The 15,416-nt window shown below is 68.3% G+C and carries 14 protein-coding genes; 12 read left to right on the forward strand and 2 right to left on the reverse strand.

Annotated elements, in window-relative coordinates; all coding sequences use genetic code 11:
• Positions 1–113 precede the first annotated feature (113 nt).
• The 10 genes from argC (at position 114) to KTR40_RS07180 (ending at position 10,241) form a co-directional block, all read left to right on the forward strand.
• A complete protein-coding gene (argC, locus tag KTR40_RS07135) occupies positions 114–1,157 on the forward strand; it encodes an N-acetyl-gamma-glutamyl-phosphate reductase (RefSeq protein WP_228405724.1) in 1,044 nt (347 codons plus the stop codon).
• Positions 1,154–2,320, forward strand: coding sequence for a bifunctional glutamate N-acetyltransferase/amino-acid acetyltransferase ArgJ (gene argJ, locus KTR40_RS07140; RefSeq protein WP_228405725.1), 1,167 nt, complete (start codon positions 1,154–1,156; stop codon positions 2,318–2,320). The genes argC and argJ overlap by 4 nt, the downstream gene beginning before the upstream one ends.
• Positions 2,321–2,362: 42 nt before the next feature.
• Entirely contained in the window at positions 2,363–3,322 is a 960-nt protein-coding gene (argB, locus tag KTR40_RS07145) for an acetylglutamate kinase (RefSeq protein WP_228405726.1), read from the forward strand.
• Positions 3,319–4,572, forward strand: coding sequence for an acetylornithine transaminase (locus tag KTR40_RS07150; RefSeq protein WP_228405727.1), 1,254 nt, complete (start codon positions 3,319–3,321; stop codon positions 4,570–4,572). The genes argB and KTR40_RS07150 overlap by 4 nt, the downstream gene beginning before the upstream one ends.
• A complete protein-coding gene (argF, locus tag KTR40_RS07155) occupies positions 4,569–5,579 on the forward strand; it encodes an ornithine carbamoyltransferase (protein ID WP_139028762.1) in 1,011 nt (336 codons plus the stop codon). Before KTR40_RS07150 ends, argF begins: the two co-directional genes overlap by 4 nt.
• Positions 5,579–6,109 (forward strand): arginine repressor, encoded by a 531-nt coding sequence (locus KTR40_RS07160; RefSeq protein WP_139028763.1) that lies wholly within the window; start codon positions 5,579–5,581, stop codon positions 6,107–6,109. Before argF ends, KTR40_RS07160 begins: the two co-directional genes overlap by 1 nt.
• 46 nt (positions 6,110–6,155) lie before the next feature.
• Complete coding sequence (locus KTR40_RS07165) at positions 6,156–7,361, forward strand: argininosuccinate synthase (protein ID WP_139028764.1); 1,206 nt, start codon at positions 6,156–6,158, stop codon at positions 7,359–7,361.
• Positions 7,358–8,773, forward strand: a complete 1,416-nt coding sequence (gene argH / locus KTR40_RS07170) for an argininosuccinate lyase (protein WP_228405728.1) — start codon at positions 7,358–7,360, stop codon at positions 8,771–8,773. The genes KTR40_RS07165 and argH overlap by 4 nt, the downstream gene beginning before the upstream one ends.
• A 147-nt stretch (positions 8,774–8,920) precedes the next feature.
• Positions 8,921–9,469, forward strand: coding sequence for a pyridoxal 5'-phosphate synthase (locus KTR40_RS07175; RefSeq protein ID WP_139028766.1), 549 nt, complete (start codon positions 8,921–8,923; stop codon positions 9,467–9,469).
• A 10-nt stretch (positions 9,470–9,479) separates the two neighbouring features.
• Entirely contained in the window at positions 9,480–10,241 is a 762-nt protein-coding gene (locus KTR40_RS07180; protein WP_139028767.1) for a maleylpyruvate isomerase family mycothiol-dependent enzyme, read from the forward strand.
• A gap of 27 nt (positions 10,242–10,268) precedes the next feature.
• On the opposite strand, the gene KTR40_RS07185 is transcribed toward KTR40_RS07180, so the two are convergent.
• Positions 10,269–10,763: a methylated-DNA--[protein]-cysteine S-methyltransferase gene (locus KTR40_RS07185; RefSeq protein WP_228405729.1), complete on the reverse strand. Its 495-nt coding sequence runs from the start codon at positions 10,761–10,763 to the stop codon at positions 10,269–10,271.
• Positions 10,760–12,328: a DNA-3-methyladenine glycosylase 2 family protein gene (locus tag KTR40_RS07190; protein WP_228405730.1), complete on the reverse strand. Its 1,569-nt coding sequence runs from the start codon at positions 12,326–12,328 to the stop codon at positions 10,760–10,762. Before KTR40_RS07190 ends, KTR40_RS07185 begins: the two co-directional genes overlap by 4 nt.
• A gap of 115 nt (positions 12,329–12,443) precedes the next feature.
• On the opposite strand from KTR40_RS07190, the gene KTR40_RS07195 reads away from it, so the two are divergent.
• Positions 12,444–13,118: a DNA-3-methyladenine glycosylase gene (locus tag KTR40_RS07195; protein ID WP_228405731.1), complete on the forward strand. Its 675-nt coding sequence runs from the start codon at positions 12,444–12,446 to the stop codon at positions 13,116–13,118.
• Between the two features lie 52 nt (positions 13,119–13,170).
• Positions 13,171–15,399 carry an AAA family ATPase gene (locus tag KTR40_RS07200; protein WP_139028771.1) on the forward strand — a complete coding sequence of 743 codons (2,229 nt, stop codon included), beginning with the start codon at positions 13,171–13,173 and terminating at the stop codon, positions 15,397–15,399.
• Positions 15,400–15,416 lie beyond the last annotated feature (17 nt).

Consider the following 15,416-nt stretch of genomic DNA (forward strand, 5'->3'; position numbering starts at 1 on the left):
AGGGAAAGCGTGCAGGGAACCTGCTAAGGGAAACAGGGGCCCCGAGCCGAATCGCCATGGCCGGCTGCATAAATATCGGGACTAGTGAATATTCTTGCTGTAAGGTGGAGGCCATGACTATTTCTGTTGCAGTGTCAGGCGCCAGCGGTTATGCCGGGGGAGAAGTCCTGCGACTCCTCGCCGCACATCCGGATGTCACCATTGGAGCCATCACGGCCCACAGCAACGCCGGCTCCCGGCTCGGCGAGCTCCAGCCCCACCTGCACGGACTGGCCAGCCGCATCCTCGAGGACACCACCGTGGAGAACCTGTCCGGCCACGACGTCGTCTTCCTGGCCCTGCCGCACGGTGCATCGGCCGAAATCGCTGCCCAGCTCCCGGAGGGGACCATCGTCATTGACGCCGGGGCTGACCACCGCCTTGAGGATCCTGCCGTCTGGGAGAAGTTTTATGGCTCTGCCCACGCCGGCACCTGGCCGTATGGCCTGCCGGAACTGCCCGGCCAGCGCGAGGCCCTGAAGGGCGCAAGCCGCATTGCCGTGCCCGGCTGCTATCCGACGTCGGCCCTGCTGGCCTTGACGCCAGGGTTCGCCGCGCACCTCCTGGAACCCGACGACGTCGTGATCGTGTCCGCCTCCGGCACCTCGGGCGCGGGCAAGGCCGCAAAAGTGAACCTGATCGGCGCCGAGGTGATGGGCTCCATGAGCCCCTACGGCGTGGGCGGCGGACACCGGCATACCCCCGAGATCGAACAGGGACTGTCCAACGCGGCAGGGGAGAAGGTCACGGTGTCCTTTACACCCACCCTGGCGCCCATGAGCCGCGGCATCCTCACCACGGCGACCGCAAGGGTAAAGCCGCAGGCACTCAACGGCACCACGGCCGAACAGCTGCGCCAGGCATGGACCGACGCCTACGAGGACGAACCGTTTGTGCACGTCCTGCCGGAAGGCCAGTGGCCTTCCACCAAGTCCGTGCAGGGGTCCAACCACGCTGCGATGCAGCTTGCCTATGACGCCCACACCGGCCGCGTGATCGTCACCTGCGTTATCGACAACCTCACCAAAGGGACCGCCGGCGGCGCCGTCCAGTCCATGAACATCGCACTCGGCCTGCCGGAAACCGCCGGCCTTGACCTGCAGGGAGTAGCTCCGTGACCATTACCGCACCTTCCGGATTCCGGGCCGCCGGCATTACCGCAGGACTGAAGGCTTCCGGCAACCCGGACCTTGCCCTGGTGGTCAACGACGGACCGTCCAAGGCTGCCGCCGCAGTCTTCACCAGCAACCGGGTGGCTGCGGCCCCGGTCCACTGGTCCCGCCAGGTGGTTTCCGACGGCCGCGTGGACGCAGTCATCCTCAACTCCGGCGGCGCCAACGCCTGCACCGGGCCCACCGGCTTCCAGAACACGCACAGCACTGCCGAAAAGGTGGCGGAGGTGCTGGGCATCTCGGCCACGGATGTGTTTGTCTGCTCCACGGGCCTGATCGGCGAGCAGCTGCCCATGGACAAGATCCTTCCCGGCGTGGAGGCAGCCGCCGCCGCACTCAGCACCGACGGCGGCCCCGAAGCCGGCCTGGCCATCATGACCACCGACTCGGTGCCGAAATCCGCGCTGTTCATCGGCAGCGACGCCGACGGCCAGGAATTCAGCATCGGCGGCATTGCCAAGGGCGCGGGCATGCTCGCTCCCGGCCTGGCAACCATGCTGGTGGTGCTCACCACGGATGCCACGGTGGAGCCGGAAATGCTCGACGTCGTCCTCCGCGACGCCACGCGCATTACCTTCGACCGGGCCGACTCCGACGGATGCATGTCCACCAACGACACCGTGGTGCTGCTGGCCTCCGGCGCGTCCGGCGCTGTTCCCTCCGCCGAAGCGTTTGGCGAGGGCCTGATCAAGGTCTGCGCCGAACTTGCCCGCAAGCTGATTGCGGACGCCGAGGGTGCCAGCCACGACATCGCCATCCGCACTTTCAATGCCGCCAGCGAAGCCGACGCCGAAACCGTCAGCCGGTCCGTAGCCCGTTCCAACCTCTTCAAAGCCGCCATCTTCGGCAAGGACCCCAACTGGGGGCGGGTGCTCTCCGCCGTTGGCACCACCGACGCCGCGTTCGAACCGGACCAGCTGAATGTGGCCATGAACGGGATCCAGATCTGCCGCAACGGCAGCATCGGGGATGACCGCAGCCTGGTGAACCTGGAACCGCGTGAGGTCCTGGTGGAAATCGACCTGCAGGCCGGAGACGCCGAGGCCACCATCTGGACCAACGACCTCACCCACGACTACGTTCACGAGAACAGCGCCTACTCCAGCTAGGGTCCCGTGCCCCCGGCAGAAACCGTTGCGGAAAGTGACAGCATGAACACCCAGACGCGTGAAACCACCAGCACGTCCGACGCCCAGGACAAGGCTGCGACGCTGATTGAGGCCCTGCCCTGGATCCAGCGCTTCGCAGGCACCACCATGGTGGTCAAGTACGGCGGAAACGCCATGGTCAATGATGAGCTCCGCCGCGCCTTTGCCGAGGACATTGTCTTCCTCCACCACGTGGGCATCCATCCCGTGGTGGTCCACGGCGGCGGCCCGCAGATCAACTCCATGCTCGGCAGGCTGGGCATCGAGTCTGAGTTCAAGGGCGGCCTCCGCGTCACCACGCCCGAGGCCATGGATGTGGTCCGCATGGTCCTCACCGGCCAGGTGGGGCGCGAGCTGGTGGGACTGATCAACTCCCACGGCCCCTACGCCGTCGGTATGTCCGGTGAAGACGGCGGGCTGCTGCGCGCGGTCCGCACCGGGACCGTGGTGGACGGCGAAGAGGTGGACCTCGGGCTGGTGGGCGAGGTGGTGGGCGTTGATCCCGCAGGCATCGAGGACATCCTCGGGGCCGGCCGCATCCCCGTCATCTCCACCGTCGCGCCTGAGATCGTGGACGACGGCGACGGCTTCCTCGGCACGGCAGGGTTCCAGACCACCGGCCAGGTCCTCAACGTCAACGCGGACACCGCCGCGGCTGCCGTTGCGTCGGCGCTGGGCGCCTCCAAGCTGGTGATCCTGACCGACGTCGAAGGCCTCTACGCCAACTGGCCGGACAAGTCCTCCCTCATTTCCTCCCTTACGGCCTCGGAACTGCGGGACATGCTGCCGCGGCTCGAATCAGGCATGATCCCCAAGATGGCAGCCTGCCTGAAGGCCATTGACGAGGGTGTGGAACGCGCGCACATCGTGGACGGGCGCCTGCCCCATTCCATGCTTCTTGAAACTTTTACGACGGCGGGCATCGGCACGCAGGTAGTCCCGGACGAGGAGATCAACGGATGAACGCGGTGGAAAAGTCAGCGGTGACGGAGCTCGTGGAGACCACGGGCCACGCCGGCTCCGAGTGGCTGGCACGCTACTCCACCTCCCTGATGGGCGTGTTCGGCACTCCACAGCGTGTGCTGGTCCGGGGCGCCGGCTGCCTGGTCTGGGATGCGGACGGCAAGGAGTACCTGGACCTCCTGGGCGGGATCGCGGTCAACGCGCTGGGCCACGCGAATCCCTTCGTCACGTCCGTCATCTCAAGCCAGCTGGCCACGCTCGGGCATGTCTCGAACTTCTTCACCAGCCCCACGCAGATCGCCCTCGCCGAAAAACTCCTGGCCATCACCGAGGCGCCGGCCGGTTCCAAGGTGTTCTTCACCAACTCCGGCACCGAGGCCAATGAGGCTGCCTTCAAGCTGGCCCGCCGCAATACGGGTGGGAGCGGCGTGAAGCGGACCAAAATCATCGCCCTCGAAGGCGCGTTCCACGGCCGGACCATGGGCGCACTTGCCCTGACCGCCAAGGAGGCCTACCGGGAGCCGTTTGAGCCGCTGCCCGGCGGCGTGGTGCACATCCCCTTCGGGGACGTCGAGGCGCTCAAAGCCGCAGTGGATGAAACCGTGGCCGCCGTCTTCCTGGAACCCATCCAGGGCGAGGCGGGCGTGCGGCCCCTGCCGTCCGGATACCTTCGGGCCGCTCGGGAGCTCACTGCCCGGGTAGGGGCGCTGCTGATCCTGGACGAGGTGCAGACCGGCATGGGGCGCACCGGCAAGTGGCTTGCCAGCGAGGACGCAGGCATCATGCCCGACGCCGTGACCTTGGCAAAGGGCCTTGGCGGCGGCTTCCCGATCGGTGCGCTGGTCACGTTCGGCGGCCACACGTCGTCGTTGCTGTCCGCGGGCCAGCACGGCACCACGTTCGGCGGCAATCCGGTGGCCACGGCAGCTGCCCTCGCCACGCTCCACGCGATCGAAAGCCAGGACGTCCTGGCGAACGTTGTATCGGTCGGGGAGCACCTGCGTTCCGCGCTGGGGGCCATCCCGGGCGTCACCGAAGTCCGGGGCGAAGGGTTGCTCATCGGCTTCGACCTCGACGCGGACGTGGCCCCCGCAGTGGTGCAGGCGGGCCTGGACGCGGGCTTCATCGTCAACAGCCCGGGTCCCCACACCATCCGGCTTGCGCCGCCGCTGGTCCTCACCGCAGCGCAGGCAGACACCTTCCTGGCCGCCTTCCCGGCCATCCTCCAAGCAGCTAAGGACGCCCAGTGACAACAGCCACCGGCACCACCCGGCACTTCCTCAAGGACACGGACCTCAGCCCCGCAGAGCAGGCCGAGGTCCTGGACCTCGCCGTCCGCATGAAGGCCGCGCCGTACAGCGTGCAGCCTTTCGCTGCCGAGGGCAACGGCCGCAAGACCGTGGCCGTGATCTTCGACAAGACCTCCACCCGGACCCGCGTTTCGTTCGCCACCGGCATCGCGGACATGGGCGGCAATGCGCTGATCATCAACCCGGGCGAGGCGCAGATCGGCCACAAGGAGTCCGTGGAGGACACCGCCAAGGTCCTGGAACGCATGGTGTCCACCATTGTCTGGCGGACCGGCGCCCATGCCGGCCTGGTGGCCATGGCCGAGAACTCCAAGGTGCCGGTCATCAACGCGCTGTGCGATGACTACCACCCGTGCCAGCTGCTCGCGGACCTGCTGGCCGTGAAGGAGCACAAGGGCCAGCTCAAGGGGCTCACCATGAGTTACTTGGGCGACGCGGCCAACAACATGGCGAACTCCTACCTGCTGGCCGGAGTCACGGCCGGCATGCACGTCCGGATTGCCGGGCCCGAGGGATACCTCCCGGCAGCGGACATCGTGGCAGCCGCGGAGGAACGCGCCGCGGAGACCGGCGGTTCGGTGCTGGTGACCAGTGACGCGGCGGAGGCCCTGAAGGGGGCCGACGTCGTGGCAACGGACACGTGGGTGTCCATGGGCCAGGAAGCCGAGAAGGAAGCCCGCCTCCAGCTGTTCCGGGAGTACTCCGTCGATGAGGCGGCAATGGCACAGGCTGCGGAAGACGCCGTCGTGCTTCACTGCCTGCCCGCCTACCGCGGCTACGAAATCTCCGCGGGCGTCATCGACGGTCCGCAGTCAATCGTCTGGGACGAGGCCGAAAACCGGCTGCACGCCCAGAAGGCCCTGATGGCATGGCTGATGCACCGGTCCGGCCTGGCCTTCGTTGACGGCCTCGCTCCGGTTGAAGGCACCGGGGAGAGCACGTTCTAGTGTCTGCCCAACCGGCGTCGCCGGGCTCCAGCCCGGCAACCAAAACGGCCCGGCAGGCCCGGATCGCGGCCATCCTGACGGGTGAATCGGTGCGTTCCCAGGCTGAGCTGGCGGCCCTGCTGGCGGACGACGGTGTGCAGGTCACCCAGGCGACGCTGTCGCGGGACCTGGTGGAACTCGGCGCTGTCCGGGTGCGCGGCAAGGAGGGCGTGCTTGTCTACGCCGTACCCGGTGAAGGCGGCGAGCGGGCCGCTAAAAGCGGGGTGAGCCAGGAGATCCTGGACGCCCGGCTGGCCCGGCTCTGCAGTGAACTGCTGGTCACCGCGGAGGCCTCGGCCAACATCGCCGTGCTCCGTACCCCGCCGGGCGCCGCCAACTTCCTGGCACTCGCCATTGACCATTCGGTGATGCCGTCCATCCTGGGGACCATCGCCGGGGACGACACCGTGCTGCTGGTCTCCCGGGACCCCGAGGGCGGCCAGGACCTGGCCGCCAGGTTCCTGCAACTGGCTGAAGAAGCGGGGCAATAAGCTTGAAGACAACATCCACAACCCCCCAATCCCAAGGAGCATCCAAGTGACTGAACGCATCGTGCTGGCCTACTCAGGCGGCCTGGACACCTCAGTAGCCATCGGCTGGATCGGCGAAGCCACCGGCGCCGAGGTCATCGCCGTGGCGGTCGACGTCGGACAGGGCGGCGAGTCCCTGGAGACCATCCGCCAGCGCGCCCTGGGCTGCGGCGCCGTCGAGGCCTACGTGGCCGACGCCTCCGACGAGTTCGCCAACGAGTACTGCGTCCCCACGCTCAAGGCCAACGCCCTCTACCAGGGCCACTACCCGCTGGTCTCGGCCATCTCCCGCCCGGTCATCGTCAAGCACCTGGTCAAGGCTGCCCGTGAATTCGGCGCCACCACGGTTGCCCACGGCTGCACCGGCAAGGGCAACGACCAGGTCCGCTTCGAAGTGGGCATCCAGACCCTGGGCCCGGACCTGAAGTGCATCGCTCCGGTCCGCGACCTTGCCCTCACCCGCGACAAGGCCATCGCGTTCGCCGAGGAAAAGGGCCTGCCGATCGAGACCACCAAGAAGAACCCGTACTCGATCGACCAGAACGTCTGGGGCCGCGCCGTGGAAACCGGCTACCTCGAAGACATCTGGAACGCCCCCACCAAGGACATCTACGACTACACCGCCACCCCGGAGTTCCCGCCGGCACCGGATGAGGTCATCATTTCCTTCGAAGCCGGCGTTCCGGTGGCGATCGACGGCGTGAAAGTCACCCCGCTGCAGGCCATCAAGGAACTCAACCGCCGCGCCGGCGCCCAGGGCGTGGGCCGGATCGACGTCGTCGAGGACCGCCTGGTGGGCATCAAGTCCCGCGAAATCTATGAAGCACCGGGTGCCATGGCGCTGATCACCGCGCACAAGCACCTCGAGGACATCACCATCGAGCGCGAGCAGGCCCGCTTCAAGGCAACCGTCGGCCAGCGCTGGGCCGAGCTGGTGTACGACGGCCAGTGGTTCTCCCCGCTCAAGCGCTCCCTGGACGCCTTCATCGAGGACACCCAGAAGTACGTCTCCGGCGACATCCGCATGACCCTGCACGGCGGCCAGGCGATCGTGAACGGGCGCCGCTCCGACACGTCGCTCTACGACTTCAACCTGGCCACCTACGACACCGGTGACACCTTCGACCAGTCCATGGCGCGCGGCTTCATCGAGCTGTGGGGCATGTCCGCCAAGGTTGCCTCCGGCCGCGACATCCGGGTCGCAGGTCAGTGACAAGCGCTACAAATACCGGTGCACTGTGGGGCGGCCGGTTCGCCGGCGGCCCCGCCGATGCCCTGGCGGCCCTGAGCAAGTCCACCCACTTCGACTGGCGGCTGGCCCGCTACGACATTGCCGGCTCCAAGGCCCACGCGCGGGTGCTGCACAAGGCGGGCCTGCTGGACGACGCCGAGCTGGAAGGCATGCTGGCGGCCCTCACCCGGCTGGATGAGGACGTCGCCTCGGGCGCCTATGTGCCGGCCGAATCCGACGAGGACGTGCACGGCTCGCTGGAGCGCGGGCTGATCGAGCGCGCCGGCGCACAGTTGGGCGGCAAGCTCCGCGCCGGCCGGTCCCGCAACGACCAGGTTGCCACGCTGGGCCGGATGTTCCTGCGCGACCACGCCCGGATCATCGCCCGCGGCGTGCTGGCCACCGTGGATGCCCTCGTTGAGCAGGCCAAGGCGCACCACGGCGTTGCCATGCCGGGCCGAACCCACCTGCAGCACGCCCAGCCGGTGCTGCTCAGCCACCATCTCCTGGCCCACGCCTGGGCGCTGCTGCGCGATGTGCAGCGGCTCCAGGACTGGGACAAGCGCGCGGGCGTTTCGCCTTATGGCTCAGGTGCTTTGGCGGGATCTTCACTGGGGCTGGACCCCGAGGCCGTCGCGGCGGACCTGGGATTCTTCTCGGCGGCGCACAACTCGATCGACGGTACCGCGTCCCGCGACGTCTTCGCCGAGTTCGCCTGGGTCTGCTCCATGATCGGGGTGGACCTGTCCCGGATCTCCGAAGAGGTCATCCTGTGGGCCACCAAGGAGTTTTCCTTCGTCACGCTCCATGACTCGTACTCCACGGGGTCGTCCATCATGCCGCAGAAGAAGAACCCGGACGTGGCGGAGCTGGCACGTGGCAAGGCGGGGCGGCTGATCGGCAACCTGACCGGGCTCCTGGCCACGCTCAAGGGCCTGCCGCTGGCGTACAACCGCGACCTGCAGGAGGACAAGGAACCGGTCTTTGATGCCGCGGATACCCTTGAGCTCCTGCTCCCGGCGGTCTCCGGCATGATCGCGACGCTCAAGTTCAACACCGAACGGATGGAGTCGTTGGCGCCGCAGGGCTTCGCCTTGGCCACGGACATCGCGGAGTGGCTGGTCCGCCAGGGCGTCCCGTTCCGCGAGGCGCACGAGCTGTCCGGCGCGGCCGTCAAGCAGGCGGAATCCCGCGGCGTGGAGCTGTGGGACCTGACGGATGAGGAATACGCCGCCATCTCGGAGCACCTCACGCCGGAGGTCCGCACGGTCCTGTCTACTGAGGGATCGCTCAACAGCCGCAACTCCCAGGGCGGAACGGCACCGGCCGCCGTCGAACGCCAACTGGCTGCGCTGGAGGCGGAGCTCGCGGGCGCCCGGGAGTACGCAGCCTGACAGCGACGCTCTCTCACTTAACGTGCCTTTCCAGCCAACGCTCTCTCACTTTCCCCGAGAAAGTGAGAGGGCGTTGGCCATTTTCACGCATCAAGTGAGAGAGCGTTGGGGCGGTGCCGGGGAGGAGGCCCGGGCTACCATGGCCGCATGAGCGAAACCTTCCGGAAGTTCCTTCGCACCCTGCCCGACTTTCCCTCTGACCTGCCCGGCTTCGATCCGGACAAGTCGCCGCAGGACCCGGTCCTGCTCTTCAAGCAGTGGCTGGACGAGGCCCTGGCGGCGGGAGAGCTGCAGCCGCATGCGTGCAGCCTGGCCACGGTTGGCCCCGGTTCCGGCGGTGGACAGCAGCCCTCGTCCAGGATGCTGATCCTGAAGAACATCGACGACGACGGCTGGCACTTTGCCACGTCCCGCGCGTCGCGCAAGGGCAGGGAACTGGGCGGCAACCCGCACGCCGCCCTCAACTTCTACTGGCCATCGCTGGGCCGGCAGGTCCGCGTGGCGGGTCCCGTCGTCGTGCTGTCCGCCGAGGCCTCGGCCAGGGACTGGGCCGAACGGCCGCGTGCGGACGGCAGGGACAACCCTGAGTGGCAGCTGTACGCCATCCGCCCCAGTGAGATCGAGTTCTGGCAGGCCAGCAACGACGGCAACCATATCCGCCACCGCCTGGGCGCGGACGGCGCGCGGCTGGACTAGGCTGGGCGCCATGACCGCCCCCGCACCTGACGCACTGCTCGCCGGAATCCATCAAGCTGCCGATGACGTCACCGCCGACGCCGCCAAGCTCACCGATGCGGACGTGAAGGCTCCGTCCGCCCTGCCCGGTTGGACGCGCGGACACGTCCTGGCCCACCTCACGGGCATCTCGAACGCCATGGCACGGCAGCTTGAGTACGCGGCGCGCGGGGAAAAAATTGAGCTGTACGACGGCGGCATGGACGGCCGGAACAAGGCGATCGACATGGCTGCGGGCCACGATGCCGCTACGCACCGGACGGACCTGGCCGCGGCCCTGGAGCGTGTCCTGCGGGCGTTCGATGCGCTGCCGGGCATCAAGGATTCTTCGGCCAACCGCACCGGCTGGTGGGCGCCCATTTCCTATCGGGGCGGGGTGGTCCTGGACGGTGGCCTGGCCCTCTGGCGCGAGCTCGTCATCCATAACTCCGACCTGCTGACCGGCAGGGGACCGGAAACCTGGAGCCGGCCGTTCTGCGAGCACCTGTTCGACTTCCTCGCAGCCCGCGTCCCGCCGGAGGAGAAGCTTGTCCTGCAGCCGCTTGGCCTGCCGCCCGTCTCTATCGGCAGCGGCAACCGGTCCACCGTGGTCAGCGGCATGGTCACCGATATCGCCGCCTGGCTGGCCGGCCGCACACCCACGTTGGGGAGCCTGCGGGCTTCCGCCGCGGCCGACGGCGTCGACCTGCCGCCGCTGCTGCCCTGGCCGGCCGGGACCCCTGCATCCAAATAGCAGGGTTCCCGTTCGTCAGGCGGCTTGTCAGGCGGCTTCGCGCGCCAGCAGGCTCTGTTTGATGGGCAGTCCCCACCGGAAGCCGCCCAGCGACCCGTCCGTCCGGATCACGCGGTGGCAGGGAACAAACAGGGCAGCGGCATTGAAGGCGCAGGCGCTGGCCGCCGCCCTGACGGCCTTCGGGTTGCCGGCCAGCCCGGCATACTCGGTGTACGTCACGGGGGATCCAGGCTGCACCAGCCGGAGCACGTCCCAGGCGTGGGCGCGGAACGGCCCGGACTTCTGCCTCACCGGCACCTGCATGGCCGGCGCCGGATCGCCCCCGTAGAACGCCTCCACGGCAGCCGAGATTTCCCCAAGGTCGGTGACCAGTTCAACCGAAGCGGGCCGCAGGGAGGGGTGGATTTGCCCGGTCAGGTCGCCGGACTTGCCGGTCCAGCCGCTGGAGAGGACCACGCCGTCCTGGGCCAGGATGGTGAACGGTCCGTCCGGGGTGGACATCTGGAGCAACTGGGCCTTCATCGGTTCGCTTTCTCTGCGGTGCTGGTGCGTGCTGTGCTGGTGCCTGCCGCGGCAAGCGCCGCCGCCCGCGGACGCGCGCCGGCAGTGGACGGGGCCGCCGCCCGCCACAGGTGCATGGTGGCATAGGAGCGCCACGGGCTGACCTCGCGGAAGTCCGGGGTTCGGCCCGCAGCACCCGGGAGACCAGGTCCCGCATTCGCCGCGGCCTCCGCCATGCCGCTCAGTGCCTTGATCCCGTTCCGCACCGCCGCGTCGTTGGCCAGGAATACGTCCGGGGCGCCGAGCACCCGCATGGTGAGGTAGCCCACCGTCCACGGTCCAACCCCCGCCAGGGGCAGCAGCTTGGCGGCCAGGCTGGCCGGGTCGTCGCCGTAGCCGAAGTCGAGCCTACCCTCCGCGAGGGCGGAAGCGGCTGCGAGGAGCGCCTCGGTGCGCTTCCGGGGTCCGCGCAGGAGGGCGTGGCCGTCTGCAGCGATCTCCGCTGCCGTGGGGAACATGCGGTCAAGGCCCTCGCCGGGGCTTTGGCTGGGGCGTCCGACGGCGGCCAGTTGGGTGAGTGCGGTCCGCGCCGCAGCGACGGTCACCTGCTGCCCAACCATCGCCCGGACCAGCATTTCCGCGGGATCCAGCGCTCCGGGCATCCTGATTCCGGGGGCACCTGCCACCGCATCCGTAAGCCGGTTGTCCCCGGCCAGCGCGTTGTCAATGGCAACCGGGTCAGCGTCCAGGTCGAACAGCCTCCGGACGCGGCTCAGCAAGGCCGGCAGGTCGCGGAGGTCCACCGCGCCGATGGTGAGGGTCAGCGGTCGCCCGGGCCCGCCGTCGTCGTAATCCACCCGGAACCGCGCGTCTCCGTGGGGAAGCCGCAGCGTTCGGGCGTAGGACGCCGTGGTTCCAACTTCGATTCCAGGCAGGGCGCGCACGGCCAGGAATGTGAAAATCCCGGGGTCGAAAGGTTCCCGGTAGGGGAGGCGGAGGGTGATGGCCGTGGACCCGGCGGGGGCCTTCGGCTGCCGGGCCGCCCGCAGCGCAGTGGGGGTCATGCCGAAGACCTCAAGCATGGTTTCGTTGAACTGCCGTACGCTGCTGAAGCCCGCCGCGAACGCGACGTCCGCGAGCTTCATGGTGGTGGACACCAGCAGGGTCCGGGCGGTCTGTGCCCGGCCTGCCCGGGCCAGCGACAATGGCCCCGCGCCCAGTTCCTGGGTGAGGATGCGGTTGAGCTGGCGGGACGAATAGCCCAGGCGGGCTGCGAGGCCCTCCACGCCGTCCCGGTTGATCACGCCGTCGTTGATGAGCCGCATGGCGCGTCCGGCAATATCCTGGCGCAGGTTCCAGGCGGGTGTCCCCGGAACCGCCTCCGGAAGGCAGCGCTTGCAGGCCCGGTAGCCGGCGTCGTGGGCTGCGGCGGAGGTCTCGTAGAACGTGACGTTGGCGGCTTTGGGGGTCCTGGCCGGGCAGGAGGGGCGGCAGTAGATGCCCGTGGTCCGGACGGCAGTGTAGAACTGCCCGTCGAACCGGGTGTCCCGGGCATCGATTGCCCGGTAGCGCTGCCAGAAGTCCATTCCTCCATCCTGCCAGCCGCACAGTGCCCCGGCTAGCGGAAATCAGACACGGCCGTTTCCCCTGCTGATACCGGAATTCCCGGTTTTGGCGCCCGGCTTTGGATAGAGTCTCGCCATGAGCAGAAATCCGCTGGCCGGCGCCTCGCTGCGGGATTTCCTGTCCGGGGATGCCCGCGAGTTGGCCCCGCTGCTGCTGGGCGCGGTCCTGACGCACGAGTCGCGGGAAGGCGCCGTGTCCGTCCGGCTCACCGAGGTGGAGGCCTACCTGGGGCCCGAGGATTCCCTGCATCCTGACCCCGGATCCCACACCTACCGCGGGCCCACGCCCCGCAATGCACCCATGTTTGGCCCGGCCGGACACCTCTACGTCTACTTCACCTACGGAATGCATCACTGCACCAACCTCGTCTGCGGACCGGAAGGAACGGCCTCGGCCCTGCTGCTGCGGGCCGGGGAGATCGTGGAGGGCGTGGAACTGGCGCGGCGCCGGCGCCCCACCTCCAAGGGGCCCGCCGACCTCGCAAGGGGCCCGGCCCGCCTAGCCAAGGCTATGGGCATGACGACGGCGGACAGTGGACGCGATGCGCTGGCCCCGCCTTTCGGGCTGGTGCTTCCGCCCCGCCCCAGCCAGCCGGTCAGTTCAGGCCCCCGGGTGGGGGTCTCCGGTGCAGGCGGAACGGACCTCTACTCGTGGCGCTTCTGGATCACCGGCGACCCCACCGTCTCCCAGTACAAGGCAGCCAAGCCCAAGAGGGCAAAACCGGATCCGGCCGGGTTTCACAGGCATTAACGGAAATGGTTGTAGAATGGTAGGTCTGTCTTTTGCGATAGGGGAACGTTAAATGCTCGACGCCGATTTGGCCCACGAACGGGACTATGTTGCCGGCCTGTATGCGCGGCTGGAAGAGCTGCGCGAGGAAAAGCGCCGCCAGCTGGCGCAGGTCCGCCGGGCCGGGGCCGTGGGCACCATGCAGAACGTCTCCGAGCGTGACGCATTCGCGGCCCTGTATGAGGACCGCCTGGCACAGCTCGATGCCGTGGACGACCGGCTGGTCTTCGGCCGCCTGGACCTGGACTCGGGGGAAGCGCAGTACATAGGCCGTATCGGCCTCACCACCGAGGACCTGCAACGGCTGATGGTGGACTGGCGCGCGCCCGAGGCCGGCCATTTCTACCAGGCCACCGCGTTTGACCGGCAGGGCGTGCGTCGCCGCCGGCACCTCATTTTGCAGGGGCGTGAGGTGAAGGCCATCGAGGATGACGTCCTTGATGCGGGCATGCTTGCGGACAACGAATCGCTGCAGGGCGAGGGCGCCCTCCTGGCCGCGCTGAATTCGAAGCGCACCGGCCGGATGTCGGACATCGTCAGCACCATCCAGTCCGAGCAGGACCGCATCATCCGCTCCTCGATTTCTGGTGCGCTGGTGGTGCAGGGCGGGCCCGGCACCGGCAAGACCGCTGTTGCCCTGCACCGCGCCGCCTACCTGCTCTACACCCACCGCGACCGCCTCAAGACCGCCGGCGTACTGCTGGTGGGCCCGTCGTCGTCGTTCATGAAGTACATCGAACGGGTGCTGCCATCCCTCGGCGAGACCGGCGTGGTCATGGCCAGCCTGGGCCGTCTTATGCCCGGAATCCACGCTGTGCCCGAGCCGGACGCCGCGGTTGCCGCCATCAAGGGGCGGCTGGACATGGCCGGCGTCGTGGCAAATGCCGTGGCCAACCGGCAGCGGATGCCCGCCGAGGACCGGATCCTCGAAGTCGACGGCCGCAAACTCGTGCTGACCCAGCGCCAAGTGCGCCGGGCACGGGAACGGGCACGCTCCACCGGCAAGCCCCACAACGAGGCACGCGTGACGTTCGTCAAGATCCTGCTGCGGGAACTGACCGAACAGATGACCGAGCTCGTTGAGGCCGGGAACATCGGCAACAACGCCGACCGCTCCTACCTGGCTGAAGATGTGCGCAGCGCGCGTGACGTGCGGATCGCCCTCAACCTTTGCTGGATGCCCATGACGCCGGAAAAGCTGATCTCCGAGCTCTTCAGCAAGCCGGCAATCCTGGAAGCCTGCACGCCCAAGCTGACCGCCGCGGAGCGTGCCCTGCTGCTGCGCCCCGCGGACGCGCCCTGGACGGAATCCGACGTGCCCCTGCTGGATGAGGCTGCTGAGCTGCTCGGCGAGCTTGATGCGGCGGCCGGGCGTGGACTCGCCCAGCAGGAACACGACCGTGCCCGGGACCTTGCGAACGCGAAGCAGACGCTGGTCAACATGGAGGCGGCCGGCGTGGACCCGCTGATGTCTGCCGAGGAACTGGCCGAGCAGAACCAGGAGCAGGAAGCGCGGCAGACCGCGGCCGAGCGTGCCACCAGCGACCGCACCTGGGCCTTTGGCCACATCGTGGTGGACGAGGCGCAGGAGCTTTCGCCTATGCAATGGCGACTGCTGGTCCGCCGTTGCCCCCTGAAGTCCTTCACGATCGTCGGGGACATCGCGCAGACGAGCTCAGTTGCCGGGGCCAATTCGTGGCAGGGCGCGCTTGCTCCGATGTTCGGTGAGCGCTGGCAGCTGGAGGAGCTGACGGTCAACTACCGGACTCCCTCGCAGATCGCCGAAGCCGCGGTCCGGATGGCCAACGCTGCCGGACTGGTGGTATCGGCGCCCAAGGCTGTCCGAGAAGGGCGCTGGTCGCCCATCATTGATGAGGTGGAGCGGGGCCAGGTTGTCAGCCGCCTTGTTGAGGTCCTGTCCGAGGAACTGGACGCGCTCGACGGCGGGCTCCTCGCCGTCATCGCGGACGGCGCCTTCCTGCCAGAAGCCACCGCAGCCCTGCGCGCCGCCTACGGGCGCCGCGTAGGAACAGGTGCCGGCAGCTATGAGCAGGACATCGTGGTGATCAGCCCGCGTGAAGCGAAGGGCCTGGAGTTCGACGGCGTCGTGGTGCTTGAGCCGTCCATGATGCTCAACCACGAGCACGGCAAGGTGGGGGACCTGTACGTGGCGATGACCCGTGCCACCCAGCGGCTCCGGCTTATCGCATCGGAACCTGTGCCGGCCGGGATCAAGCGCTGATCCGGCCTGCCGCAATA

The sequence above is a fragment of the Pseudarthrobacter sp. L1SW genome, assembly GCF_020809045.1.
Lineage (GTDB): Bacteria > Actinomycetota > Actinomycetes > Actinomycetales > Micrococcaceae > Arthrobacter.

Bases quoted from the DNA above. Each gene is read 5' to 3' on its own strand.
- argC (WP_228405724.1), top strand. From the start codon at position 114: ATGACTATTTCTGTTGCAGTGTCAGGCGCCAGCGGTTATGCCGGGGGA.
- argB (WP_228405726.1), top strand. From the start codon at position 2,363: ATGAACACCCAGACGCGTGAAACCACCAGCACGTCCGACGCCCAGGAC.
- KTR40_RS07150 (WP_228405727.1), top strand. From the start codon at position 3,319: ATGAACGCGGTGGAAAAGTCAGCGGTGACGGAGCTCGTGGAGACCACG.
- KTR40_RS07175 (WP_139028766.1), top strand. From the start codon at position 8,921: ATGAGCGAAACCTTCCGGAAGTTCCTTCGCACCCTGCCCGACTTTCCC.
- KTR40_RS07180 (WP_139028767.1), top strand. From the start codon at position 9,480: ATGACCGCCCCCGCACCTGACGCACTGCTCGCCGGAATCCATCAAGCT.
- KTR40_RS07185 (WP_228405729.1), bottom strand. From the start codon at position 10,763: ATGAAGGCCCAGTTGCTCCAGATGTCCACCCCGGACGGACCGTTCACC.
- KTR40_RS07190 (WP_228405730.1), bottom strand. From the start codon at position 12,328: ATGGACTTCTGGCAGCGCTACCGGGCAATCGATGCCCGGGACACCCGG.
- KTR40_RS07195 (WP_228405731.1), top strand. From the start codon at position 12,444: ATGAGCAGAAATCCGCTGGCCGGCGCCTCGCTGCGGGATTTCCTGTCC.
- KTR40_RS07200 (WP_139028771.1), top strand. From the start codon at position 13,171: ATGCTCGACGCCGATTTGGCCCACGAACGGGACTATGTTGCCGGCCTG.